The sequence below is a fragment of the Rhizobium sp. 01N447_2 genome (assembly GCF_056399245.1).
The window spans coordinates 22,134-43,559 of the sequence record NZ_JBFTQY010000036.1 but is presented as its reverse complement, the minus strand read 5'-3'; the positions used below and the strand labels follow the sequence as shown (position 1 = coordinate 43,559).

24 protein-coding genes and 1 riboswitch are annotated in these 21,426 nt (G+C 62.1%); of the genes, 14 read left to right on the top strand and 10 right to left on the bottom strand.

Annotation, left to right across the window (positions count from 1 at the left end; all coding sequences use genetic code 11):
* Positions 1-31: 31 nt before the first annotated feature.
* Positions 32-1,189 (bottom strand): class C beta-lactamase, encoded by a 1,158-nt coding sequence (gene ampC, locus AC1ECN_RS22675; RefSeq protein WP_477954144.1) that lies wholly within the window; start codon positions 1,187-1,189, stop codon positions 32-34.
* 123 nt (positions 1,190-1,312) lie between these two features.
* Between ampC and AC1ECN_RS22670 the strand changes: the two genes are divergently transcribed.
* A complete protein-coding gene (locus tag AC1ECN_RS22670) occupies positions 1,313-2,197 on the top strand; it encodes a LysR family transcriptional regulator (RefSeq protein WP_477954142.1) in 885 nt (294 codons plus the stop codon).
* A gap of 145 nt (positions 2,198-2,342) precedes the next feature.
* On the opposite strand, the gene AC1ECN_RS22665 is transcribed toward AC1ECN_RS22670, so the two are convergent.
* Complete coding sequence (locus AC1ECN_RS22665) at positions 2,343-3,032, bottom strand: VOC family protein (protein ID WP_477954140.1); 690 nt, start codon at positions 3,030-3,032, stop codon at positions 2,343-2,345.
* Between the two features lie 187 nt (positions 3,033-3,219).
* On the bottom strand, positions 3,220-3,846 hold the full coding sequence (locus tag AC1ECN_RS22660) for a CGNR zinc finger domain-containing protein (protein ID WP_130672845.1): 627 nt from the start codon (positions 3,844-3,846) through the stop codon (positions 3,220-3,222).
* A 170-nt stretch (positions 3,847-4,016) separates the two neighbouring features.
* Here AC1ECN_RS22660 and AC1ECN_RS22655 point away from each other — a divergent pair, with 170 nt between their 5' ends.
* The 4 genes from AC1ECN_RS22655 to AC1ECN_RS22640 all read left to right on the top strand — a co-directional run bounded on the left by AC1ECN_RS22655 (position 4,017) and on the right by AC1ECN_RS22640 (position 7,071).
* Positions 4,017-4,709 (top strand): alpha/beta fold hydrolase, encoded by a 693-nt coding sequence (locus AC1ECN_RS22655; protein ID WP_018482916.1) that lies wholly within the window; start codon positions 4,017-4,019, stop codon positions 4,707-4,709.
* A gap of 35 nt (positions 4,710-4,744) precedes the next feature.
* Entirely contained in the window at positions 4,745-5,344 is a 600-nt protein-coding gene (locus AC1ECN_RS22650; RefSeq protein ID WP_130672844.1) for a TMEM175 family protein, read from the top strand.
* Between the two features lie 46 nt (positions 5,345-5,390).
* Positions 5,391-6,236 carry an alpha/beta fold hydrolase gene (locus AC1ECN_RS22645; protein ID WP_075224050.1) on the top strand — a complete coding sequence of 282 codons (846 nt, stop codon included), beginning with the start codon at positions 5,391-5,393 and terminating at the stop codon, positions 6,234-6,236.
* Positions 6,237-6,300: 64 nt separating this feature from the next.
* A complete protein-coding gene (locus AC1ECN_RS22640; protein WP_130672843.1) occupies positions 6,301-7,071 on the top strand; it encodes an SDR family oxidoreductase in 771 nt (256 codons plus the stop codon).
* A 66-nt stretch (positions 7,072-7,137) separates the two neighbouring features.
* On the opposite strand, the gene AC1ECN_RS22635 is transcribed toward AC1ECN_RS22640, so the two are convergent.
* Positions 7,138-7,572, bottom strand: coding sequence for a 6,7-dimethyl-8-ribityllumazine synthase (locus AC1ECN_RS22635; RefSeq protein WP_130672842.1), 435 nt, complete (start codon positions 7,570-7,572; stop codon positions 7,138-7,140).
* A gap of 78 nt (positions 7,573-7,650) precedes the next feature.
* A riboswitch (FMN riboswitch) is annotated at positions 7,651-7,793 on the bottom strand.
* Between the two features lie 261 nt (positions 7,794-8,054).
* Between AC1ECN_RS22635 and AC1ECN_RS22630 the strand changes: the two genes are divergently transcribed.
* Together AC1ECN_RS22630 and AC1ECN_RS22625 are read left to right on the top strand one after the other, a co-directional pair.
* Positions 8,055-8,501 carry an SRPBCC family protein gene (locus tag AC1ECN_RS22630; RefSeq protein ID WP_018074290.1) on the top strand — a complete coding sequence of 149 codons (447 nt, stop codon included), beginning with the start codon at positions 8,055-8,057 and terminating at the stop codon, positions 8,499-8,501.
* Between the two features lie 186 nt (positions 8,502-8,687).
* Positions 8,688-8,996 (top strand): GCG_CRPN prefix-to-repeats domain-containing protein, encoded by a 309-nt coding sequence (locus AC1ECN_RS22625; RefSeq protein ID WP_018074291.1) that lies wholly within the window; start codon positions 8,688-8,690, stop codon positions 8,994-8,996.
* Positions 8,997-9,105: 109 nt separating this feature from the next.
* On the opposite strand, the gene AC1ECN_RS22620 is transcribed toward AC1ECN_RS22625, so the two are convergent.
* Entirely contained in the window at positions 9,106-9,330 is a 225-nt protein-coding gene (locus tag AC1ECN_RS22620; RefSeq protein WP_011652655.1) for a hypothetical protein, read from the bottom strand.
* Positions 9,331-9,569: 239 nt separating this feature from the next.
* Between AC1ECN_RS22620 and AC1ECN_RS22615 the strand changes: the two genes are divergently transcribed.
* The 3 genes from AC1ECN_RS22615 (at position 9,570) to AC1ECN_RS22605 (ending at position 12,665) form a co-directional block, all read left to right on the top strand.
* The gene (locus tag AC1ECN_RS22615) at positions 9,570-10,685 is read left to right on the top strand and encodes an adenylate/guanylate cyclase domain-containing protein (RefSeq protein ID WP_130672841.1); all 1,116 of its coding nucleotides are present in this window, start codon (positions 9,570-9,572) and stop codon (positions 10,683-10,685) included.
* A 70-nt stretch (positions 10,686-10,755) separates the two neighbouring features.
* Positions 10,756-11,400 (top strand): ArsR/SmtB family transcription factor, encoded by a 645-nt coding sequence (locus tag AC1ECN_RS22610; RefSeq protein WP_130655851.1) that lies wholly within the window; start codon positions 10,756-10,758, stop codon positions 11,398-11,400.
* Complete coding sequence (locus AC1ECN_RS22605) at positions 11,397-12,665, top strand: MFS transporter (RefSeq protein WP_477954138.1); 1,269 nt, start codon at positions 11,397-11,399, stop codon at positions 12,663-12,665. The genes AC1ECN_RS22610 and AC1ECN_RS22605 overlap by 4 nt, the downstream gene beginning before the upstream one ends.
* Positions 12,666-12,683: 18 nt before the next feature.
* Here the strand turns inward: AC1ECN_RS22605 and AC1ECN_RS22600 are convergent, their stop codons facing one another.
* Both AC1ECN_RS22600 and AC1ECN_RS22595 read right to left on the bottom strand, forming a co-directional pair.
* Positions 12,684-13,613, bottom strand: coding sequence for a LysR family transcriptional regulator (locus tag AC1ECN_RS22600; protein WP_018074295.1), 930 nt, complete (start codon positions 13,611-13,613; stop codon positions 12,684-12,686).
* 195 nt (positions 13,614-13,808) lie between these two features.
* Positions 13,809-14,732, bottom strand: coding sequence for a phytanoyl-CoA dioxygenase family protein (locus AC1ECN_RS22595; RefSeq protein WP_130672840.1), 924 nt, complete (start codon positions 14,730-14,732; stop codon positions 13,809-13,811).
* Positions 14,733-14,829: 97 nt separating this feature from the next.
* On the opposite strand from AC1ECN_RS22595, the gene AC1ECN_RS22590 reads away from it, so the two are divergent.
* From AC1ECN_RS22590 to AC1ECN_RS22580, 3 genes are all read left to right on the top strand, one after another.
* Complete coding sequence (locus AC1ECN_RS22590) at positions 14,830-15,654, top strand: helix-turn-helix transcriptional regulator (RefSeq protein WP_130672839.1); 825 nt, start codon at positions 14,830-14,832, stop codon at positions 15,652-15,654.
* Positions 15,655-15,851: 197 nt separating this feature from the next.
* Entirely contained in the window at positions 15,852-16,958 is a 1,107-nt protein-coding gene (locus tag AC1ECN_RS22585) for an AI-2E family transporter (RefSeq protein ID WP_130672838.1), read from the top strand.
* Positions 16,955-17,404 (top strand): potassium channel family protein, encoded by a 450-nt coding sequence (locus AC1ECN_RS22580; RefSeq protein WP_018074299.1) that lies wholly within the window; start codon positions 16,955-16,957, stop codon positions 17,402-17,404. The genes AC1ECN_RS22585 and AC1ECN_RS22580 overlap by 4 nt, the downstream gene beginning before the upstream one ends.
* Before the next feature lie 45 nt (positions 17,405-17,449).
* Here the strand turns inward: AC1ECN_RS22580 and AC1ECN_RS22575 are convergent, their stop codons facing one another.
* Positions 17,450-18,472 carry an LLM class flavin-dependent oxidoreductase gene (locus AC1ECN_RS22575; protein ID WP_130672837.1) on the bottom strand — a complete coding sequence of 341 codons (1,023 nt, stop codon included), beginning with the start codon at positions 18,470-18,472 and terminating at the stop codon, positions 17,450-17,452.
* 159 nt (positions 18,473-18,631) lie between these two features.
* Between AC1ECN_RS22575 and AC1ECN_RS22570 the strand changes: the two genes are divergently transcribed.
* Positions 18,632-19,414 (top strand): class I SAM-dependent methyltransferase, encoded by a 783-nt coding sequence (locus AC1ECN_RS22570; RefSeq protein WP_018074301.1) that lies wholly within the window; start codon positions 18,632-18,634, stop codon positions 19,412-19,414.
* A 299-nt stretch (positions 19,415-19,713) separates the two neighbouring features.
* On the opposite strand, the gene AC1ECN_RS22565 is transcribed toward AC1ECN_RS22570, so the two are convergent.
* The gene (locus AC1ECN_RS22565) at positions 19,714-20,595 is read right to left on the bottom strand and encodes a transglutaminase-like domain-containing protein (protein ID WP_130673543.1); all 882 of its coding nucleotides are present in this window, start codon (positions 20,593-20,595) and stop codon (positions 19,714-19,716) included.
* 121 nt (positions 20,596-20,716) lie between these two features.
* Positions 20,717-21,274 carry an RNA ligase family protein gene (locus AC1ECN_RS22560; protein WP_245484729.1) on the bottom strand — a complete coding sequence of 186 codons (558 nt, stop codon included), beginning with the start codon at positions 21,272-21,274 and terminating at the stop codon, positions 20,717-20,719.
* Positions 21,275-21,426 lie beyond the last annotated feature (152 nt).

The window sequence follows — 21,426 nt, the reverse complement described above, 5'->3', positions numbered from 1 at the left end:
AACCGCGCACGCTTCATCATGCTCTACCGGGTCAGCGCGCCGAAGTTATATCAGTCAGTATTTGGTATGCCGCAGAGACGCGATCCTCGTTGGGATAGTTTTTGTTGGCCAGAATGACGATGCCAACTCGCTCTTTCGGGATGAACGCGACATATGCGCCGAAACCATTCGTGGAGCCGGTTTTATTGATCCACACATCGTCGCGCGGTTCCATCGCCGGCGTCAGCTGCTTGACGGGAATGGTTTTGAGCATCGCGCTGGAATTGTTGTCCATCAACGTCGTCAATGTCGGGGGATAGGAGTACTGCTCCCAAATAAGGTCTTGCGTCATCGCGCCGACATCGAAGTATCCCATGTGCGTGTTCGTGATCGCCTGCTGGAGCTTTCCGTCCAACTTGACCAGTTCCATGTTTGCGTCGATGAACCGGATCATGTCGCTTGCTGTGGATTTCACTCCATAGGCCTCGGACGAAAGAGTGGCGAGTGTCATCCGAGCCGGCTCACCGCTTCGCTTGTAGCCTTGGGCATAGTCGGCCATTCTCGATTTCGGCACATTGATATACGTGCTCGTCAACCCGAGAGAAGGAAACAATTGGTCTTCCATAAGGGMTGCGAAATCTTTGCCCATGCTTTTCGCCGTTATGTATCCGAGCACGCCGATGCTTGGATTGGCGTATGTTCGGTGCGTTCCGGCGGCATATGAAGGTTTCCAACTTGCGAAATACTCCATCAGCTGTTTTTCGGTTTTGACTTCATCGGGAACTTGCAGCGGAAATCCGCCAGCCGTGTGCGTGCCCAAATTCATCAGCTCGACATCGCCGAAGGGTCTTCTCTTCATCGACGGAAGATATTTGCGTGCCTTGTCCGACAGCGAAAGTCGGCCGGTCACGTCCGCGTAGGAGGTGAGGGTGACTGTAAACGTTTTGCTGATCGATCCCAGTTCGAACATGGTCGCCGGGCTGACGGGCCTGCCTGTGTCCTTCGACTCGACACCGTAGTTGAAGATGTGGTCCTCTCCGTCAACGGCGATGGCAACGGCCATGCCCGGAATGCTGTTTTTATCCATAATCGGCTTTACCGCTGCGTCCGAGATTGCTTTCAGTTTCATCTCGTCGGCCGCAAAGCCACTTGTGGCAATGCATGTCGAGACCAAGGTGGCCGATAGAATTTTTATCCAATTACGATTCATTTTCATCCTCCGCAGGCAGCTTTTCATCAACGCAAAGGCGCATGAGGACGGCATTTAACGGCACTGTTTTACAGCAGCAAACGATGATATCTCGGAGGAGATCCAAGAAAATCTAGGGCTAAGATGGTTCGGCAATTCCTCCCTCTAAATGGCTTGAGAGCCTTCGAGGCATCGGCAAGACATCTCAGCTTCACCCGTGCCGCGATCGAGCTTTGTGTTACCCAGGCCGCGGTAAGCCAGCAGGTCAAAAGCCTGGAGAAGCGATTGGGGGCTGCCCTTTTTCAGYGTCTCCCGAGGGGCTTGAAAATCACCGCAGAAGGCGAAGCTCTTTTGCCGACCTTGACCAATTCCTTCGATCAGATGGCGATCACGCTGGACCGGATTGAAGCCGGGCAGGTTCGGGAATTGCTGTTCCTGGGCGTGGTCGGAACGTTTGCCGTCGGCTGGTTGTTGCCAAAGCTTTCGGATTTTCAACAGCAGCACCCGTTCATCGATGTGCGCGTTTCGACAAACAATAATCGCGTCGATATGGCGGCCGAGGGACTGGACTTAGCCATTCGCTTCGGCAGTGGCTCCTGGCACGGCACAGAAGCGCTGCGTCTGTTCGACGCTCCGCTCTCTCCTCTGTGCACGCCCAAATTGGCCGAGCGTTTGAGGTCGCCTGCAGACCTGGTCGAAGCGACGCTTTTGCGGAGCTACAGGGCGGACGAATGGAGCACCTGGTTTGCGGCAGCGAACGTTCCTCCGGCGGCGCAGGTAAATGCCGGTATCGTCTTCGACTCTTCCCTCGCGATGATGGAGGCGGCCCTGCAAGGACTGGGGATCGCTCTGGCACCGCCGTCGATGTTTTCCAGACATCTATCCTCGGGGGCTATTAGACAACCTTTTCCTACGACCATATCGTTGGGGAGCTATTGGCTGACCCGACTTCAATCAAGGCCGCCAACAGCAGCCATGCTCGCATTTTCCGATTGGATAACGTCGCAGATGTCTTCCGCATCTCAATGACAGCTTCTGGTGGATTCCGATCCTCGACCTGACGTCGGCAAGGAGATCGGTGAAATTGGTGAGGCGAAGACACAATAGAGTATTTCGGTATGGCGCGCGCCATACCGAAATGCCGTTGCTTCTCAGAGGATGTCGCCGCTGTTGCCTATAAGGGCAGCTGCTTGCCGGCCTGTTCGCTGACCATGTATTCGGCGTACCAGTCCGGCCAACCTTCGTCGTGCTTGCCGCCGTTTCGCTTCTCGTGTTCGCCGTGGGCGGTCGCCGCGCGGCGGAGCGYTGACGCAAGCTCGGTCGACGTCGTGAATTTCGTGTCGTCGGCGTCGATGCGTCCCGGCAACCGCGTGGTGACTTCCTGGAACAGCCAGCCGTTGCCGTCGGGATCCTTGAAAGATGCGAAGGAGCGATAGCTGCGGTGATCGGGATCGCGGCCGGCGATCCGCAGCCGTCCGAACAGATAGGGCTCGTCCTTGCCGGCATAGACGCCGGCCGCGTCATGGAACACTTGGCTCACCTCGACCCCGCGGGCGATCAGGTCGCGGCGGGCCGCCTCGACGTCGGAGACGATAAGGTAAAGGCCCTGGGCCGAGCCGGGTGGCGCGGCGGTGACGTTCTTGCCGAAGATGATCGCACAGCCGGAGCCGGGCGGGGTAAACTGGATCACACGGAAATCGGCATCATTGGCGAAGTCGGCATCGAGCCGCCAGCCCAGGCCGTCGTAAAAACGTTTGGCGCGGTCGACGTCGGAAACGGGGATGACGACCACCTCGAGCTTGGTGTCGACAGGCTGTGTTCTCGGGGTCTCAATGGGGGTTTCACTGCGCATGGCATTGCTCATCTTCAGCTCCTTGAGGTTTTGGATGCGTTAAGAATGGCGATACATGTCACCAGCCAGTGGACCACAGCGCTGTGAGGCCGTCGAATCAATTATTCTGTCTGATTTGGCCGGTATTGGCGGATTCCATGCCTATACCGGTTGAAGACAGATTCCGACCCGGCCATGCAAAGATCCGGCTGACAGCGCATCACTCGTGATCCGCCTTCAGCCGATGCCTGTGGGCTGCCTGCTTTGCCCGGTTGCCGCACATGGCCATGCTGCACCAGCGCCGCCGGTGGCCACGGGTGTGGTCGGCAAAAAGCAACGTGCAGACCGGTCCCTCGCAGGCCTTCACGGTAGAGAAATCCTCCGTGCAGACGAATTGCGCCAGCGCTTCGCCGACCGGCAGCAGCAGCGCATCGGGCGAGCGCCATTTGCGCATCGGCTGAAGCTCCAGTGTGGCGTGGCCGTCGGCGTGCCCAGTGACGATGCGGCTGAAGCCCTCGTTGCGTTCGAGCAGGCGGTTCAACGGCTCCAGCTCTTCCAGGGCATTTGCTGGAAGCGGGCGGCCCTTGTGGGCGCGGACGAAATCCCGGAACCACTCGCGCAGGTGCCTCGCCTGGTCGGCGACCTTATCGAGTTCGCCGGGCAGAGCCTGCGCCCTCATCGCCTCCAGCGTCTCGTGCGGGACGAGCCCTGCCTGCTCCAGCCAGCGCAGCAGTCCTTCGCCGTCGTCGATCCAGTCGATCGGCATGTCCACGGGTGTGGCGATCGAATTCAGAAAATCCAGTCCCAACGCGTCGCCGACGAAAATGGCAGGGGAGCGGTTGTCCATCATAACTCCTGTTCCGGCTGCCGCGATGTGCACCGCCGGCGATCTCTCGAAGACATCAATGGCATGTAACCTCTTAAATGGTTCTTGACAAGTTACGCGCTATGGAAGTAACCGTTATAAACACATTAAACAGGTTACCTGATCTCAGCCAGATGCAGAGGAGAAGGCCGATGTCCCCCAATGAAGTAAATGTTGTGCTCGTCCACGGCGCGTGGGCCGATGGTTCTAGCTGGTCGAAGATCATCCCGCCGCTCACCGCCGAAGGCGTGGCAGTGGTCGCAGCACCGCTGCCGCTGACCTCCTTCAGCGATGACGTTGCGGCACTCGAGCACACCTTGGAGCGGGTGGCGGGGCCGGTGGTTCTCGTCGGCCATGCCTATGCCGGCGCGGTGATCGCGGCGACGAAGGATGAGAAGGTCAAGGCGTTGGTCTACATCGCCGCGCTGGCGCCCGATGAGGGCGAGACGGTTGCCGATATCTTCTATCGCGGCGAGCCGCACCCGCAAGCGCCGAAACTTTCGCCCGATAGCCATGGCCTGATCTACCTGCCTGATGAGGCCTTTGGCAAAGCATTCGCCCCGAATGCCGGGGCCGATGAGCAGATAGTGCTTGCCGCCGTGCAGCGGCCGATCTCGCCGGCCTGCATCACCGTTCCCGTGCCGCGCCCGCTCTGGAAGGACCGCCCGACCTGGTTCCTGGTCGCCGAACAAGACCGGATGATCGTTGCCGACAATCAGCGCTTCATGGCCGAACGGATGGGCGCGCTTACGCGTTTCCACGCTGTCGACCACACGCCCGGTGTGACCGCGCCGGCCGCCGTGCTCGACATTGTCAGGGAGGCAGTCGCCGCGGCGGCGGCCTGATGTCAACCGTCAACATGGGATGAGGAGGAACTGAGATGCACGGAGAGAAGATGACGACGGAGCGGGTGAGCGCCTTTTCGGACGCCGTGCTCGCGGTGATCATCACCATCATGGTGCTGGAATTGAAGGCGCCCGAGGTTCCGGACATATCGGCGATGCTGTCGCTCTGGCCGATATTGGTCAGCTATGCGCTGAGCTACCTGTTCATCGCAATCATCTGGATCAACCATCACCATCTGCTGCGGCTGGTGCGCTTTGCGTCGACCCGGCTGATCTGGATCAACTTCGCGCACCTGTTCCTGGTGTCGCTGCTGCCGTTCACGACGGCCTGGATGGCGAGGACCGACCTCGCGCCAATGCCGGTCGCCATCTATGCCGCCGTCTTCGTGGTCGTCAATGCCGCCTATCTCTTGTTCGAGCGCGAGATATTCGCGCATGCCGAGGCGGACGCCATGCCCGAACCGGCCCGCCGCCTGGCGCGCCGGCGCACGCTGCTGGGTCTTGCGATCTTCGCCGTGGCGGGGTTCGTCGCCCCTTTCGTGCCGCTCTTCGGCTTCTTCCTGATCTGCTGCGCCCTCGTTCTCTATCTCCAGCCGGAGATCTTCAGCAGCCGCCTGCAACGGCAGGCGAAATAACCGAACATAATATCTCAAACAAGTTACCAACACAAAGGAGACTGTCATGTCCACCATCAAATACCGCACCGCCGACGTCGACGGCTTCAAGATATTCTATCGCGAAGCGGGTTCGCCGGATGCTCCGAAGCTGCTTTTGCTGCACGGCTTTCCGAGCGCCGGCCACATGTTCCGCGACCTGATTCCGCTGCTGGCCGACCGCTTCCACATCGTCGCGCCCGATCTTCCGGGCTTCGGACAATCCGACCTGCCGGCCCGGCCTGCCACCTTCGACGGGATCGCGGCCACGATCGACCGCTTCACCGAAATCGTCGGCTTCGATCGTTACGCCGTCTACGTGTTCGACTATGGCGCGCCGACGGGCTTCCGGCTGGCGGTGAAACATCCCGAGCGCATCACGGCGATCATCTCGCAGAACGGCAATGCCTATGTCGAAGGTCTCAGCGACGGCTGGAACCCGATCCAGGCCTATTGGGAGGACGCCTCCGAAGAGAACCGCAATGCGCTGAAAGCGATGCTCCAGCCGGAGGCGACGATCTGGCAATATACCCATGGCGTCGCCGATCCGACGGCGGTTTCGCCGGATGGTTATTCGCTCGACAATTTCTATCTGGCCCGGCCTGAAGTCGAGGATGTGCAACTCGATCTTTTCGGCGACTACAAGAGCAATGTCGCGCTCTATCCTGCCTTCCAGGCGTATTTCCGCACCCACAAGCCGCCGTTCCTGGCCGTGTGGGGTGAGAATGACCCGTTCTTCCTGCCGCCCGGTGCAGAGGCCTTCAAGCGCGATAATCCGGGCGCGGTCGTGCGCTTCCTCGACACGGGCCATTTTGCGCTGGAAACGCATGCTGCCGAGATCGCTGCCGAGATTCGGGATTTTCTGGCCCGCTGACGGCAACCCGGCGCCGCCCCGCCGGAATGGGCGGGCGGTGGCCGAAGCAGAGAGGAGAAACGACATGTCGAACTCAGTAGCGATCATCACCGGGGCCAGCCAGGGTATCGGCCAGGCGACGGCGCGGCGCCTCGCGCGCGATTTTTCGGCGCTGGTGCTGGTCGCCCGCAACCGCGCCAATCTTGAGGAGACCGCGCAGGCGGTGAGGGCGGCCGGCGCGCAAGCCCTCGTCATCGGCGCCGACCTTGCCGAGCCGCAAACGGCGCAGGCCGTGGTCGATCAGGCGCTTGGCGCCTTCGGCCGCATCGATGCGCTGCTCAACATCGCCGGCGGGGTGCCACAGATCGATCTTTTCGAGATGACCGATGCGCAGTGGGAAGACGGGCTGGCGTTAAAGCTGCACGGCGCGAGGCGCCTGACGATAGCGGCATGGCCGGCGCTGAAAGAGGCAAAGGGCTCCGTCGTCTTGATGTCGGGCAATTCGGCGGTGTTTCCGAAGGCGCCGTATGCGGCGGTCGGTACCATCAATGCTGCCATCGTCGCGCTCGCCAAGGCCTTTTCCGATCGCGGCATCACCGATGGCGTGCAGGTCAACAGCGTGCTGCCCGGTCCCGTCATGACCGGCCGGCGTCGTTCCTATCTCGATTACTGGGCGCCGCTGCATGGCGTGAGCGTGGAAGAGGCGACCGCGCATTTCCCCAAGCAGGCCGGCATCGCCCGCTACGGCGAACCGGAAGAAATCGCCGAACTGATGGCTTTCCTGGTATCGCCGGGCGCACGCTGGATGACCGGCTCGACGCTGCGCATGGATGGCGGCGAGGTGAAGTCGATCTGATGCGGTCGACGGCGGGAGTGCCCCGCCGTCTTCATCTCCTGCGTTCCTCTGTTCGTCGAACCGCTTTCACGCGGCGAGAGCGGCGCGGGTTTTGCCGATCGTCAGAGCCGCCTTTGCGGCCTCGCGCCCTTTCTCGACGAAATGTGCGCGGTAGATCTGCTGGTGATGCTCGGTTTCCTGATACTGATGCGGCGTCAGCGAAACCGACAGCACCGGCACGCCGGTATCCATGCCGGCGCGCATCAGCCCATCGACGACGGCCTGGGCGACGAATTCGTGCCGGTAGATTCCGCCGTCGACGACGAAGGCGGCGGCAACGACAGCAGCATAGCGCCCGCTTGCCGCAAGATCGCGTGACAGCAGCGGCATCTCGAATGCGCCGGGAACATCGAACACATCGACCTGCTCGGGCGGAATAAGCTGATGGAAGCCATCTAGGGCACGGTCGACGATATCGGCATGCCAGCTGGCTTTGATGAAGGCATAGCGGGTGAGTGTCATGGTAATCTCCTTTGGCGAACAGACACATCACCCAAGGCGATCACGAACGTCCCCGACAGCCGCAAGGGCGGCAGGAACGCGCGTTCTCTTTCATCCGGACTATGACCGTCGGCTCAGGCATCTCACCTGATCTGCTGACCCTTCCTGAGAAGGCGCTCGCGGGCTCGCAATCCAAATTGCATACCGCCGGTAGGGACTTGCACCCCGCCCTGAGAACGGCGCGAACAATAGGTGGAAGGTGACGGGCTGGCAATAGTCAGGAAGAGGCTTTCGTGACCGATGAAAGCGCCGATGCAGGATCAGGGCTCCCGACGCGGCGATTTTGCTTGTTCGTCGATCGCGACGGGCAAGCCCTCTTGTGGAGGATGGGCTTGCGCCTACATGCTTCCAGTGAGGACATTCACGTCAGAATAGCACGGCAAGACAGGATGCGCCGTCTCCACCGGAGACGGGCAGGGCCGTGGCAACCACGGGAGAGAGAGATGCAAGACCCCTTCGTCGTCCACCGCGAGGCGCATATCGCGGCGCCGCCGGCCGCGGTGTTCGCGCTGATGACCGACCCGGAAAAGATCCTGCGCTGGATGGGAACGGAGGCGCAGGTCGAGCCGCAGCCCGGTGGGCTCTATCTCGTCAACGTCACCGGCGCCCGCTTTGCGCGCGGCTCGTTTCGAGAAGTGGTTCCGGTTCATCGCCTTGCCTACAGCTTCGGCTGGGACGGCAGTGAGGTGGTGCCGCCGGGGTCGAGCCTGGTCGAGATCGACCTGATCGAGCAAGGAGATGGAACGCTGTTGCGGCTCACCCATAGCGGCCTGCCGAGCGCCGAGCAATGCGCCGGCCATGCGGAAGGCTGGGCGCATTACCTCGGGCGGTTGACCGAGGTCGCCGCCGGGCATGATCCGGGTCCCGACCCTTTTTACGGCAGGACATGAACAAATTTTGCCGGCAGCGGGGCGTCTGTGAAGCGCTTGCCGTTGCGACAACAACGGTCGGCGAGCGCCCAAGCCGGTCGTGCGGAAGCGCTTCTTTTGCTACCGCAAACATGAACGCGCAGTTCATCTCCAGTTCAATTTAGCGGTCCTAATCTGCGGACGGCTGGATTGAAAATGGAGTTCACGATGAAGGCACTTTCTATCGCGGCTGCCTTGCTTGCCGGCAGCCTCTCGATCGGTACCGCGGAGGCAATGCCGATGGGGACAATCAATGTCCAGAGCAATGTCACAAAGGTCGACTACGCCTGCGGTCGCGGCTGGCATCTGACGCGCTGGGGCGAATGCCGGCGAAACTGGAGACGCCCGCCGCCGGTAGCTTTCTACGGTGGTCCGCCCCGCTGGGGCTGGGAGCGGCGTCACCGGGATTGGGATGGTCCGCGCTGGCGCGATGAGAGGCGCTGGGATCGCGACCGGCGCTGGCGGGATGATGACTAAAGGTCTGGCTTAGATGTAGATGGACGAAGGCCGGAGCGATTTTCGCCCGGCCTTTTCTAATGCTTCGCCGACGCTGACAGCCAGCGTTCTCCCGATTCGCCCGAGAGGATCAGATCCTGCTGACGAGCCAGTGCTTGTCGTCGATCAATTCCTCGAGCTCGACGGGATCCTTGACGCCGAATTCGAACCATTCGACGAGTTCTTTCGCCTTGCGGCTACTCTCCTCCGCCGTCAGCTCGACCTGATATCTTTCGCACCATCGCCGAAGGATCGACGTCAGCAGCGTCATGTCATTCCCATCCAGCGGATCTTTCGGCCAGAAAATCGTGCCCATCGTACCCCTCAATCACACGATGACGAACGGCCCCATAATGGAATCAAAGCCGCGCAAGTTTAAAGTGTTTATTTTTTGTTTTCCACCGCGGCGAATGGTTTTCGACAGGGGAGTGGAACGTCCTTTTGGGGATGAAAGGTTGAGCCGGTGGAAACGTCCTCATGGACATTCGGAATGGCTGCTTGCGCTCACCCGGGGACATCCTTGCGGCCGCCCCGGTCAGCGTGCGATGTTAAGCCATGGATCTGCCATCTCCCCTTGCCTGGCTGGTTGATGAGGCCGGTGCCTCGCCCAGTCCCGAATGGTTTCTGGCCGAACTCGGGCGCCGGCTGCTGGCCGATGGCCTGCCGCTTTTGGGCGGCGCGCTGACGCTTTCGGTGCCGCATCCGATCATCGCGCGGCGCACCTGGCTGTGGCGGGCGGAGACTGGCGCTGTTATTGAGGCTTTGGCCTTTGCCGCCGCTCCGCGGAGCGAGGCCGGGCGCGAGTGGCTGGCCGGGCTCGGGCCGGTATGGGAAGACAGGATCGGGCCTTCACAGGACAATCGGTCGGACAGCCCGCTGCTCGGCTGGGCGAGGGTTGCCAGCGGGGAAGGGGCAGGTGCATTCGGCGCAGCCGAGGCCGGCCTGCTGCGCGAGGTCGCGCGTTTTGCTGCAGCGCCGCTCGCCGCTTTGGCGGCGCGCGAGGCGCGGGCAGCGCTGCTTGAAGCCTATCTCGGCCGCCGTAGCGCCGCGCGGGTGCAGGCCGGCGCGCTTGCCCGCGGCACCGGCGAGACCATCCGCGCGGCCCTTCTCTGTGCCGATCTGCGCGACTTCACCGCCCTCTCCGAGGTGACCGAACCTCACGTGATGATATCAGCACTGGACGCCTGGTTTGACCGCGTCGCTGGCGCCGTGCATGCCTTCGGCGGTGAGGTGTTGAAATTCATCGGCGACGGCGTGCTGGCGATCTTTCCGGTCACGGCTACGTCAGGCGAGGGCGACGCAGCCCGAGGGGATTGCGAGGCTTGCGAGGCCGCACTTCGGGCGGTCGCCGCCAGCCGTGCCGGCATGGCCCATCTCGATCAACTGCGCCAGGCGCAGGGACTGGCACCGCTGCCCTTCGGCGCAGCACTTCATTTCGGCGAAATCCTGTGGGGCAATATCGGCGCGGCCGACCGGTTGGATTTTACCGCCATCGGCCCCGCCGTCAATCTGGTCAGCCGGCTGGAAGGGCTCTGCAAGCCGCTCGGCCGAAGCGTGCTGATCTCGGGCGCGGTGGCAGCGAATACGGCGACGGCGCTGACGCCGCTCGGAGAGCACACATTGCGCGGCATCGCCGACCCTTGCGCTGTCTTTGCCCTGCCGACGGATTGAGCTGCGGGCAGGGATGAAGTTTTGCAAAGAAAAATTTGCAAAGATATGTTTGCAATAGTAGGCTTGCGGCATGAAAACACCGCGCCCGCAGCCTGCTCAATCCGTCACCGCACCCCGCACCATCAGCCGCGTGGTGCCCGATCCGACCGCGCTGAAGGCGCTGGCGCATCCAGTCCGGTTGCGCATGCTCGGCATGCTCAGGGTCGATGGACCCGCTACGGCGACGCAGCTGGCGGTGCGGCTCGGGTTGAACAGCGGCGCTACCAGCTATCACCTGCGCCAGCTTGCCCAATACGGCTTTATCGAGGAAGCACCGCATCCCTCGCGGCGCGATCGCTGGTGGCGCGCAAGCCACGAACTTACCTCGGTGCCGGCCAGCGAGGCTGAGGGCGAAGCGTTGGATCTCGATCTTGCCTTCAACCAGGCGGCACTCTCGCTGCAGGTCGGTCAGATGCAGCAGGCGCTGGAGGAATATACCGAGCTGCCGGCGGAATGGCGCAAGGCGAGCACGGCCAGCGACATCATCATCCCGATGACGGCGGAACAGGCCGAAGCCCTGACCAAGCGGCTGACCGATATCATTCTCGAAGCGATGCGGGTAGCTCCGCCTTTGGGGGAGCTGGCACCCCCGGATATGGTTCCCTTCTCGATCATGCTGCACGCCTTTCCCTACCCGGGCCGGCTCCCGCACTGCGATGGGGATGGTGGGCCATGAGAAGAGGTGGACCTTTCCTGGCGCTTGCCGCAGCCGAGACGCTTTCGCTTTCCGGCACGCGGCTGTCGACCATCGCCATTCCCTGGCTGGTGCTGAGCACGACGGGCAGCCCGGTTCTGACCGGGCTGACGGCTATGATGGAAATGCTGCCCTATGTCGCCGCCAAGGCGCTCAGTGGGCCGCTGATCGACCGCGTCGGCCCGAAGCGCATCGCCGTCGTCTGCGATACCGCCTCGGTGGCTGTGGTGGGGCTGGTGCCGCTGCTCGATCTCTTTGGCCTGCTTAATATGCCGCTGCTACTGCCTGTTGTCTTTGCCATGGGCGTGCTGCGCGGCCCTTCCGATGCCGCCAAACAGGCGATGGTGCCTGATATCGCCACGCTGGCGGCCATGCCGCTCGAACGGGTCACCGGCGTCGTCGGTGCTATCGAGCGGCTGGCCTCGACGGCGGGGGCAGCCGGCGCCGGCGCGCTGATCGGCCTGATCGGCCCGGGCCAGGCGCTCGTCGTTAATGCCGTCACCTTCGCCGCCGCTGCGCTGATTGTGGGAGTAGGCATTCCTGGGCTGCGGCGCGTCCCCGAGCCACGCGGCATGCCCGAACCGCGCGGCGCGCCTGAGGCTCGGCCGGGCGGGATGTCCTCCTATTTCAGCGATCTCCGGGAAGGCTGGCGCTTTCTGCGCGGCGACGCGGTGCTCGTCAGCATCGTCACCATGGTGGCGACCACCAACCTGCTGGACCAGGCTTATCACGCCGTACTGCTGCCCGTCTGGACGCAGAGCTCAGGCCATGGCCCGGAATTGTTGGGGGCGATGTTTTCGGYCTTCACCGGCGCCTCGATCGCGGGTGCCGCGATTGCCGCTGCGATCGGCGAGCGGATGCCGCGCCTGATGGTCTATACCGTGGCGTTCCTGCTGACCGGGTTTCCGCGTTTTCTCGTTGTTGCGCTGGATGCGCCGCTCGCCCTCATCTTCATCACCCTGGCAATCGCAGGATTTGCCTCGGGCTTCCTCAATCCGATCCTGTCTGCGGTGATCTTCGAGCGCATCCCCAAGCCGTTGACCGGCCGCGTCACCGCGATGAACGCCGCCCTCTGCTTTGTCCTCATCCCCTTCGGCGGCCTCGTCGGCGGCGCGTTGATCAGTACGATCGGCCTTGCCGCGGCGCTCTCGCTCACCGGGCTCGCCTATCTCGCCGCAACGCTCTTTCCCCTGGCGCTGAAAAGCTTCCGCGGCTTCGACAAGGCGGTCGCCGATGCCGGCGCATGAAAGCGTGCGTCTACTGTTTTAGCGTCGCGGCCCCGTGCTTTGCCCCCGGCGCCCAAGCTCTTCAACTATCAGATCGACGAAGCGTCGGACACGTGGTTCCAGCAGGCGCTTGTCGAGATAGAGCGTGACGATCTTTGCGTCGTCGGTTTCGAGGTCGGTCAGGATCTGCCGGAGGCGGCCGGTGACGAGATCGTCGGCGACGAGAAAATCGGGAAGCAACGCGATGCCCAGCCCCGCCAGGGCGGCGTCGCGGATTGCCTCTGCGCTGTCGAGCCTCAGGCGGCTGCGCCCTTGCGCTTTGACCCAGGGACCGCCTTCACCGCGAAAGCGCCAGCCCTGCCTTTGATTGCGGCCGGCGAAGATCAGGCAGTCGTGGGCTGCGAGATCGTCGATGTCGCCCGGCTCGCCGCGCTCGGCGAGATAGGACGGCGAGGCGCAGAGCCGCGCCTTATAGGTGGCGATCACGTGCGAGACGAGGCGGATGTCCGACGCCGTCGCCGTCGCGCCGATCCGGATCGCCAGATCGAAGCCTTCCTCGACGATGTCGGCCAAACGATCGGTGAAGCTCACTTCGACCTGGATGTCGGGCCAGGCCCGCAGATATTTTTCAAGCAGGGGCAGCACGACGAGCCGCCCGAAGGCATCGGGAACGGTGAGCCTGAGAACACCTCGCGGCGTGCTGTTCTGCCCTGCCACGCTCGCTTCCGCCTCGTCGACCGATGCGAGGATCTGCAGCCCGCGCTCGTAAAACATCCGGCCTTCATCGGTTAGGCTCAGTGTCCTTGTCGTGCGGTTGAGCAGGCGCGCGCCGAGCCGGTCTTCCAGGCGGATGACGGCCTTTCCTGCCGCGGAACGGGACAGGCCCATGGCCTGGCCGCCGGCGATAAAGCTTCCGGCATCGACGACGGCCATGAAGATCATGATATCGTTCAGGTTCGTACGCGGCATGAGGCAACTCGAGCGGTTCGGCTACATCAATAAGTCGGTCAGTCATGGGATCGATTCAAGGTTCGCACCATCAACGGCTACCGCGGCAGTAAGGTCCCGACGCTCCGCTTCTGTGTCGACGTCTCTTCGCCAATCAACCTTTTATGGCAGCCATAGCACCGGATCGCCGGTCAAAGATGGGCACTGGAAGCCGGGCTACAGCATATCGCCGAGGCTCCAGTGGTTGTTCCACCGGACGTCGATCTCGTCGTCGACATTCTGATATCTTATGTCGGTGGAGAGGCGCAGCCGCCGGCTGCGGTCCTGGTTGATGGTCGAAGCGTGGATCATGTAGGGCGAGTGGAGCACCACGTCGCCGGCCTCATAATCGGCGGCGAGCCAGCGGGTGTCGAAACGCTCTGCCATGTCGGGGAGATCCTTCGAGACCCAGCCGCCTTCGCTCATGTGGCTGTTATAGGCACTGATCTGCTCTTCCGGAGAAAGATCGCCGCTTGCCGCCCTGAATTCGGCCTCCATCTTGGTGCCCAGAGCATGCGAGCCTTCGAGATAGACCAAGCCGCCCATCTCGGCGGGGGTGTCGCCGATCGGTATCCAGGCCGTCACCAGGCGGCTGGTGCCGCCTCGGAGATAGACGAGATCGTAGTGGGCGGGCGTGGCTGTCAGCGATCCCGGCTGGACGAAGCGCATGATCTTGCGCTTGTGCAGATAGGAGATGCCCTGCAGGAAATCGTCCATGAAGCGGGCGAGCAGTGGTTGCGCACAGAAGCCTTCATAGGCGGCGGAGCGGACGAGCGACATCAGGCGCCGGTCCGCCAGGCTTCTGTCGAAGCCACCGGCAGACGCGATCCCCAGAGAAAAATCGCTGCCCGGCTCGAGCAGTCCGGTTTCGGCAAGGCGTTCGAAGACCCAGTGGCGGAAATCGATGACATCGGCCCGCGGCAGAAGGCCTTTCAGCCAGACATAGCCATCGTGCTGGTAGCGKCGGCGGATGGCGTCGACGCCGATGGCGGGATCGGTCGACATGAGCCAGCCCGTCCGCTCCGCAGGCAAGGTTTTGCCATGGGCGGCAAGGGGAAATTCCGGCCTGCAGATCTGCTCGGCCTCCGCGGCAATTGACATTTCACTCCTCCGTCGCTTGAGTTGGCTTGCCATCAATTACCTGATCCGGCGCGCCAACCGACATAGAGGAAATTCATAGCTGGACTTTTCGCTCACCATGAGAGACCCAGAGGCCATCTATAGGACGCCGCTAGCCGCTGCCGGCGGACTTGCTGTTACCGGCAGCGGCAGGCAGCAGGCCCGCCGTGCGGTGACGGACCGGAAACTGCCGAGTTTCGCCGTCGTGCTGGTAGAGCGCGGGCAGGGCTGGCTGGACACCGCGGCCAGCGGCCGCCTGAGCCTCACCGGGCCGATCCTCTTCTGGCTGTTTCCGAACCGCGTGCATTCCTATGGCCCCGATGAAGGCGGCTGGGACGAGCGCTGGGCGCTTTTCGAAGGATCGTTCACGCGAGACTTCGTCCGGTTGAGGCTCATGACCGAGCGACAGCCCGTCGTGGCCTTGCATCACGTAGATGAGATGGCGCGGCTATTCGGCACCCTGCATGCCGACCTGCTCGACGATACCAACCTCGGGCAGGCATCGGCGGCCTTGATGCTGCATCGCATCGTCATATCAGCCGCAAGACAGGCAAGCGGCGCGGCCGATCACCGCCGAGACAGGCCCGACATGGCCGAAATCGTCGAGACGCTGCGGCAACGCGCAATGCAACCGCTGGACCTTACAGCCTTCGCCGCCGAGCACGGGATGTCGCCGGCGACGCTGCGCAGGCGGTTCACGCTCAAAACCGGGCTGCCGCCCAAGGCATTCCAGCTTCGTGCGCGCATGGATCACGCCAAACAGCTCTTGGCAACCACCGAGGAGAAGATCGAAACCATCGCCGCCATGGTCGGCCTGGATGACCCGTTTTATTTTTCGCGTGTCTTTCACGAACGCGAGGGCTGCAGCCCCCGCGAATTCCGCGCCAGGTACACCAGGGTTTGAGAGCTCGGCAGCAGTGGCCGTATCCCGTTTTCACGAAGTCGTGTATGATGATGGGGCGTTGGAGACGATCTTTCACGGTGTCGGCAAGATCCTCGCCGCACCACCAATTGCAGGTCCGATACCGGGTGGAGGGTTTCGTTGTCCGATGCGTGAGCGTCCGGCTTCGCTCTTGGCGGAGGCCGGGCCGGGAGGGGAAAATGACGTCCAGCGCATCGAATGTCGATCTCGCGCCGTCGAGACCGTCCATCATCCATGCAGCGGTTCAATTGGGAGTCGTCGCGCTTCTGGTCTATGTCTGCGCCAGGATCATGTCGCCGTTCCTCGGCATTCTGCTTTGGTCAGTGATCCTGGCGGTCATGCTTCATCCCTTGCATCTGCGCCTGTCCGATCGGATCGGCAATCGCTGGTCGGCATCTCTTATCGGGATCGTCGGCGTTGCCGTCGTGCTGGTGCCGATGTTCGTCGTGATCACGTCGCTTGGGTCTTCCATTTACTGGCTTGTGTCCAGTTTGCAGAACCATAGCCTGACAATTCCGCCGCCTCCAACGTGGCTTGCCGACCTGCCGGTAGTCGGAGCGAAGATCTCGGACGGCTGGTCGCTCGCTGCAGCCAACCTGCCCTCGGCATTGCGTCAATACGGCGAGATGCTGAGCAAGCCTGCTGCGTGGCTCGCATCCTTCGCCGGCGGCCTGGCCTCTGGCGGCCTGGCCTTCGTTCTTTCCATCGCGATCGCCGCCGTGCTTGTCGCTTACGCCAAGGGTGCTGCGGCTTTTGCCCTCAGTCTGCTGGAACTCGTCACCAACAGCAGGGCGCGGGGTGCCCGGCTCGTCCACCTGACCGCCACAACGATCCGGGGAGTTGCGGTCGGCGTGGTCGGTGTGGCGGCAATCCAGTCGATGCTCGTTGGCATTGGCTTCTTCGCCATCGGGGTTCCGGCGGCCGGTGCCCTGACGCTCGTCACGTTTCTATTGGCAGTCGTGCAGATACCGCCGCTGCTGCTGACGCTGCCTGTCATGGCCTATGTCTTTGTCACGGAAGCGACAACACCAGCAATCATCTTCGCCATATGGTCTTTCATCGCCGGGCTGAGCGACAATTTTCTCAAACCATTGATGCTCGGCCGCGGATCTGATGTGCCGATGCCGGTCATCCTGGTCGGTGTCATCGGAGGGATGATAGCTGACGGCCTTCTCGGTATATTTGTCGGCCCCGTGCTGCTGGCCGTCGGCTTCGTTTTGCTGATGGAATGGCTGCATCAGCGCCCGGTCGAGGACGGCCCCCAGATCGAAGGTCCGGCCCCATGATCAAAGTCATTGGTCTCGGCCTGCTTGCGATGGCGATCTGCCTCGCACTCCAGGCGCTGGCTTCGGTGCTGGCTGCGCGTTATTTTGCTCACGCGCGCACGCAACCCGTAGGCCGAAAGCCCTGGCGGACGATCTTCGTGCAATTCTCGGTCCTGATGATCGTGCTCATGCTGGGCAATATCTTCCAGGTCGCTTTTTGGGCAGTGTTATATCGCGTGCTCGGTGCCTTCGAAGACTTCGAAACGGCAATGTATTTTTCGGGCGTCACTTTCACGTCGCTCGGTTATGGCGATGTCGTGCTGGATGGCCGTATCCGGCTGCTAGCGCCGCTGCAGGCAGCCAATGGGCTGATGATGTTCGGGATCACGACGGCGCTTTTCTTCTCGGCCATCCAGCAGGCCATGGGGAAATTGGCTGCGGCAAATCAAACCGCGCATGAGCCATAGTGTGACGCAGCCTGGTCGACGAAGATCGCCTGCCGGGAAGGGGCCTCAGCGCCAACCCATCGCAGGCGCGACGTGGGTGAGGATCGCTTCAATGACATGGGCGTTGTAGTTGACGCCAAGCTGGTTGGGGACGGTCAGCAGCAGGGTGTCGGCTTCGGCGATGGCTTGGTCTTCGGCGAGCTGCTTGATCAGGGAGTCGGGCTCGGCGGCGTAGCTGCGACCGAAGATCGCCCGGGTCTTCTCGTCGATGAAGCCGATCTTGTCCTCACCGTCATTGCCATAGCCGAAATAGGCGCGGTCGCGGTCGTCGACCAGCGCAAAGATGCTGCGGCTGACCGAGACGCGCGGCTGGCGCGTGTGGCCGGCTTCTTTCCAGGCCTCGCGGTATGCGCGGATCTGGTCGGCCTGCTGGACGTGGAAGGGCTCGCCCGTCTCATCGTCCTTCAGCGTCGAGCTCTGCAGGTTCATGCCGAGCTTGGCCGCCCAGACGGCGGTGGCATTCGAGCTTGCGCCCCACCAGATCCGCTCACGCAGGCCCTCGGAATGCGGCTCGAGGCGCAGGAGACCGGGCGGGTTCGGAAACATCGGCCGCGGGTTCGGTTTGGCAAAACCCTCGCCGCGCAGCACTTCGAGGAAGACTTCGGCGTGGTGGCGGGCCATGTCGGCCTCGCTCTGGCCTTCGGGCGGGGCATAACCGAAATGGCGCCAGCCATCGATCACCTGTTCGGGCGAACCACGGCTGATGCCGAGCTGCAGGCGGCCGCCGGCGATGAGGTCAGCCGCGCCGGCATCTTCAGCCATATAGAGCGGGTTCTCGTAGCGCATGTCGATGACCGCGGTGCCGATCTCGATCCTGTTGGTTCTAGCGCCGACGGCTGATAGCAGCGGGAAGGGTGCGGCCAGCTGGCGGGCAAAATGATGAACGCGAAAATACGCTCCGTCGGCGCCGAGCTCCTCGGCCGCGACGGCAAGGTCGATCGACTGCAGCAGCGCGTCGCCGGCCGAGCGCGTCTGCGATTGGGACGAGGGCGTCCAGTGCCCGAATGAGAGGAAACCGATCTTCTTCATGCCGATGCCGCACCTTGATCTGTTGTATCTGGGGTCGATCGGTCATGGCACAGTTTCGTCCCGGAAGACAATCGGAACCGGATGGCCGAACCGATGAAAACCCATTGACATAAACTTGTGTTACAGCGTCTGCTTAGGCCGCGAGAGCATGGAGTTTTGATGGATCAGCGCAGGGGCTCCTCCTTTTCGGAAACCGACGTTGTCGCAAATTACCGGTATCGCCCGCCTTACCCCGATGCCGTATTTCGAAAGCTTCTGGCAATTGCGCCACGGTCGGAGCATCTCCTGGATATCGGTTGCGGACCTGGAAAAATCTCGTGCGCTCTGGCGGGTGCGTTTACAAGTGTTACGGCAGTTGACCCCTCTGAGCATATGATCGCTCTCGGCAGATCGCTGCCGGGCGGTAACGCGGGGAATATCCGGTGGATAGAAAGTTTCGCCGAGGATTTCCCGGCCAACGGTGGACCTTTCGATCTGACGGTCGCTGCGGCAAGCATCCACTGGATGGATCATAGCAGGCTGTTTCCGCATCTTCTGGCAAACGCCGCGCCAGGCCATGTCATGGCCGTCATTTCCGGAGACGACCCGTTCGAACCTCCATGGCAATCGGATTGGCATTCTTTCCTGGGGAAGTGGGTTCCGGAGGTGACAGGCCAGCCTTTCGATCACGATAAAAGGTCCGAGGGCATGCGAAGCTATCAGAGCTATCTCAACCTCCATGGCAGCGAACACTTCGTATCAGAGCGTCCCTTCGAGCAGAACGTCGAAGACTTCGTATCCTGCCAGCATTCGCGGGATACATTTGCGCCTTCAAAACTGGGCGACCGCATCGCAAGGTTTGATGCGGAACTCTCGGAGCTGTTGCGCTCCTATTCGAATGATGATCGGTTGAGCTTTGTCGTGTGCACCAGGATTGTCTGGGGCGAAATCAAGCCGATCTGAGAAGAGTGGACATTTGGGGTGGGTGGCAGACAGAGGCGTTGCGGCATGCTCGCCTTACCTCTCTCGCCATAGTCGAGGAGAGGGAAACCAAGGCGCCGCCGCGTATCTCTTCTCCCCGGTGGGGAGAATGTGCCTGCAGGCGGATGAAGGGGGTGAGCGACGACAGGAGCGAATGCGCTGAGCGCAAACGAAGGGGCAATGAATGGTGTGCCGTGTAACCCCCTCATCCGACCCTTCAGGCCACCTTCTCCCCGGCGGGGAGAAGAGGGAACAAGCGGCGATCTCAGCCATTCCATAAATCACGCGCTGCCCACATCCTCCATCTGCTGGCGCACGCCGTTGAAGACCTGCGCCGGCACGCGCAGCCCGGCATCGTCCTCATAGAGCGCCCGCAACTCCCCGAAGCGTTCGTCCGCTGCCATCGTCAGGGCAGCGAGGCGATCGAAGCGGGCGAGACCATCCGCAGACATCTCTTCTTCGGGTTCCGGCATCGATCCCCAATTGTCCCAGGGAAGCATCTCCATGTTATTGAGGGCGGCGAAGTCGCGGACGAGGTTCATGGCGATGAACCAGAAGCCGGACTCGTCGAAGATGCCGAATTTTCCGGGGTCGGCGGTGCCGGCGCGGCAGCGCTGCCAGGCTTCGCCAGCGCTCAGGAATTTGCCCGAAGGCTGGTCGAGAGGATCGAAATCGAGTTTCAAGGCAGCACGCTGGAGATCGTCGATCTGGAAGTCCGCAGACACCCAGCGCTCTCCGTCCCAATATTCCACGATCCAGTGATCGATGCCCTTGCCGCCCTCGAAATACATTCCGAAGCCGCAGCGGGCGCGTGCCGGCAGGCTCTGGGCCTTGAGTGCTGCGCAGGCAAGCACGGTGAAATTGCGGCATGTGCCGATGCTGCGCTTGTCAGGCGGGCGCGTGATGTCGAGGGGCGCAGGATCGATCGCCATGATCGTATCGAGTATCTCGCCCGCCGGCCGCGTGTGCGATTGCGCCCTTCGTTCCGGGGTCAGCACCTGATCGTAGTGTTGCGCCCAGGCATCATGCAGCAGCGTGCCGTGTACGGCGGCGGCAACGGCGCCGACGCCCTGGAGCGCGGCAAGGGTAGGCGCATGCAGCCCGGCCGAGGTCATCGGGCCGGGTCGCGTGTAGAACTCGATAGGGCTCTCATGTCCGCTCATGCCGGGCAGTATGATAAAACCGGCGTCGCAGGGCAAGATCCCGCGGGCCATGCGTGAGGCCCGCGAGCGGCGTGGCTGGATTCCTGTGACGAGCACAGGACGGAGGAGAGGCGAGCGGCCGTCAGGAATTTGCCAAGCGATTCGCGATCAGCTCCGACTGCATCCAATGCTTTTCACTCTGAACGTGGTTGTCCCGCACATACTTGCCCATCCGAACTGGCATTTCGGCTTCCAGGAACGCATCAGCGATCCGAACGACAAACCCCTCCTGCTTGGTCCTATCCAACGAGGCCGCAGTATCCTCGAACAGGCCGGCATTGTATGGCCCCCGATACAGAGTCGACACCGGAACGATGCTCAGTTCTTCGAACCGAGCCAGAGTCAGATCCCAGGATTGAACTTCGCCTTCGATAATCCATGCAAAGCCGAGGAAGTATGACGGCAGATCATCATAACCGATCGAGTGCCGGGCATAGAGGTTCTCGCCCACGATGCGTTCGCCGTCTGCCAGTTGCGGGCTGATCCCGGCGGCAAAGGCTTTAAGCCAATCGCGCGACGAATGGTAACGGCTGTCGGGACTGCGGGCATGAGACCCACCCCGATGAATGGTCGTGTTCTCACCATCCATTTTCTCGGTGATAACAAGATCGGCGATCATCAGCCCGTCAAGCTTCGTCATGACCTTGTCGTCGCTTGTCGCTCCGGGCGAAATCGGCAGGTGATAGGTTCGTCCGTATTTTTTCATGGGATGAAGGCATAGCCGTTGACGATCGCACAATGCAAGGTCGCCTTCGGGCTACAAGCTGCCCTTGATGGTACGTAACGCCTGGC

Excerpts from the sequence above, each read along its gene's own strand:
- AC1ECN_RS22560 (WP_245484729.1), bottom strand. The coding sequence starts at position 21,274 with ATGACGAAGCTTGACGGGCTGATGATCGCCGATCTTGTTATCACCGAG.
- AC1ECN_RS22630 (WP_018074290.1), top strand. The coding sequence starts at position 8,055 with ATGCAAGACCCCTTCGTCGTCCACCGCGAGGCGCATATCGCGGCGCCG.
- AC1ECN_RS22575 (WP_130672837.1), bottom strand. The coding sequence starts at position 18,472 with ATGAAGAAGATCGGTTTCCTCTCATTCGGGCACTGGACGCCCTCGTCC.
- AC1ECN_RS22610 (WP_130655851.1), top strand. The coding sequence starts at position 10,756 with ATGAAAACACCGCGCCCGCAGCCTGCTCAATCCGTCACCGCACCCCGC.
- AC1ECN_RS22645 (WP_075224050.1), top strand. The coding sequence starts at position 5,391 with ATGTCCACCATCAAATACCGCACCGCCGACGTCGACGGCTTCAAGATA.
- AC1ECN_RS22580 (WP_018074299.1), top strand. The coding sequence starts at position 16,955 with ATGATCAAAGTCATTGGTCTCGGCCTGCTTGCGATGGCGATCTGCCTC.
- AC1ECN_RS22660 (WP_130672845.1), bottom strand. The coding sequence starts at position 3,846 with ATGGACAACCGCTCCCCTGCCATTTTCGTCGGCGACGCGTTGGGACTG.
- AC1ECN_RS22655 (WP_018482916.1), top strand. The coding sequence starts at position 4,017 with ATGTCCCCCAATGAAGTAAATGTTGTGCTCGTCCACGGCGCGTGGGCC.
- AC1ECN_RS22565 (WP_130673543.1), bottom strand. The coding sequence starts at position 20,595 with ATGAGCGGACATGAGAGCCCTATCGAGTTCTACACGCGACCCGGCCCG.
- AC1ECN_RS22650 (WP_130672844.1), top strand. The coding sequence starts at position 4,745 with ATGCACGGAGAGAAGATGACGACGGAGCGGGTGAGCGCCTTTTCGGAC.
- AC1ECN_RS22625 (WP_018074291.1), top strand. The coding sequence starts at position 8,688 with ATGAAGGCACTTTCTATCGCGGCTGCCTTGCTTGCCGGCAGCCTCTCG.
- AC1ECN_RS22600 (WP_018074295.1), bottom strand. The coding sequence starts at position 13,613 with ATGCCGCGTACGAACCTGAACGATATCATGATCTTCATGGCCGTCGTC.
- AC1ECN_RS22590 (WP_130672839.1), top strand. The coding sequence starts at position 14,830 with ATGAGAGACCCAGAGGCCATCTATAGGACGCCGCTAGCCGCTGCCGGC.
- AC1ECN_RS22640 (WP_130672843.1), top strand. The coding sequence starts at position 6,301 with ATGTCGAACTCAGTAGCGATCATCACCGGGGCCAGCCAGGGTATCGGC.
- AC1ECN_RS22615 (WP_130672841.1), top strand. The coding sequence starts at position 9,570 with ATGGATCTGCCATCTCCCCTTGCCTGGCTGGTTGATGAGGCCGGTGCC.
- AC1ECN_RS22635 (WP_130672842.1), bottom strand. The coding sequence starts at position 7,572 with ATGACACTCACCCGCTATGCCTTCATCAAAGCCAGCTGGCATGCCGAT.
- AC1ECN_RS22620 (WP_011652655.1), bottom strand. The coding sequence starts at position 9,330 with ATGGGCACGATTTTCTGGCCGAAAGATCCGCTGGATGGGAATGACATG.
- AC1ECN_RS22570 (WP_018074301.1), top strand. The coding sequence starts at position 18,632 with ATGGATCAGCGCAGGGGCTCCTCCTTTTCGGAAACCGACGTTGTCGCA.
- AC1ECN_RS22585 (WP_130672838.1), top strand. The coding sequence starts at position 15,852 with ATGACGTCCAGCGCATCGAATGTCGATCTCGCGCCGTCGAGACCGTCC.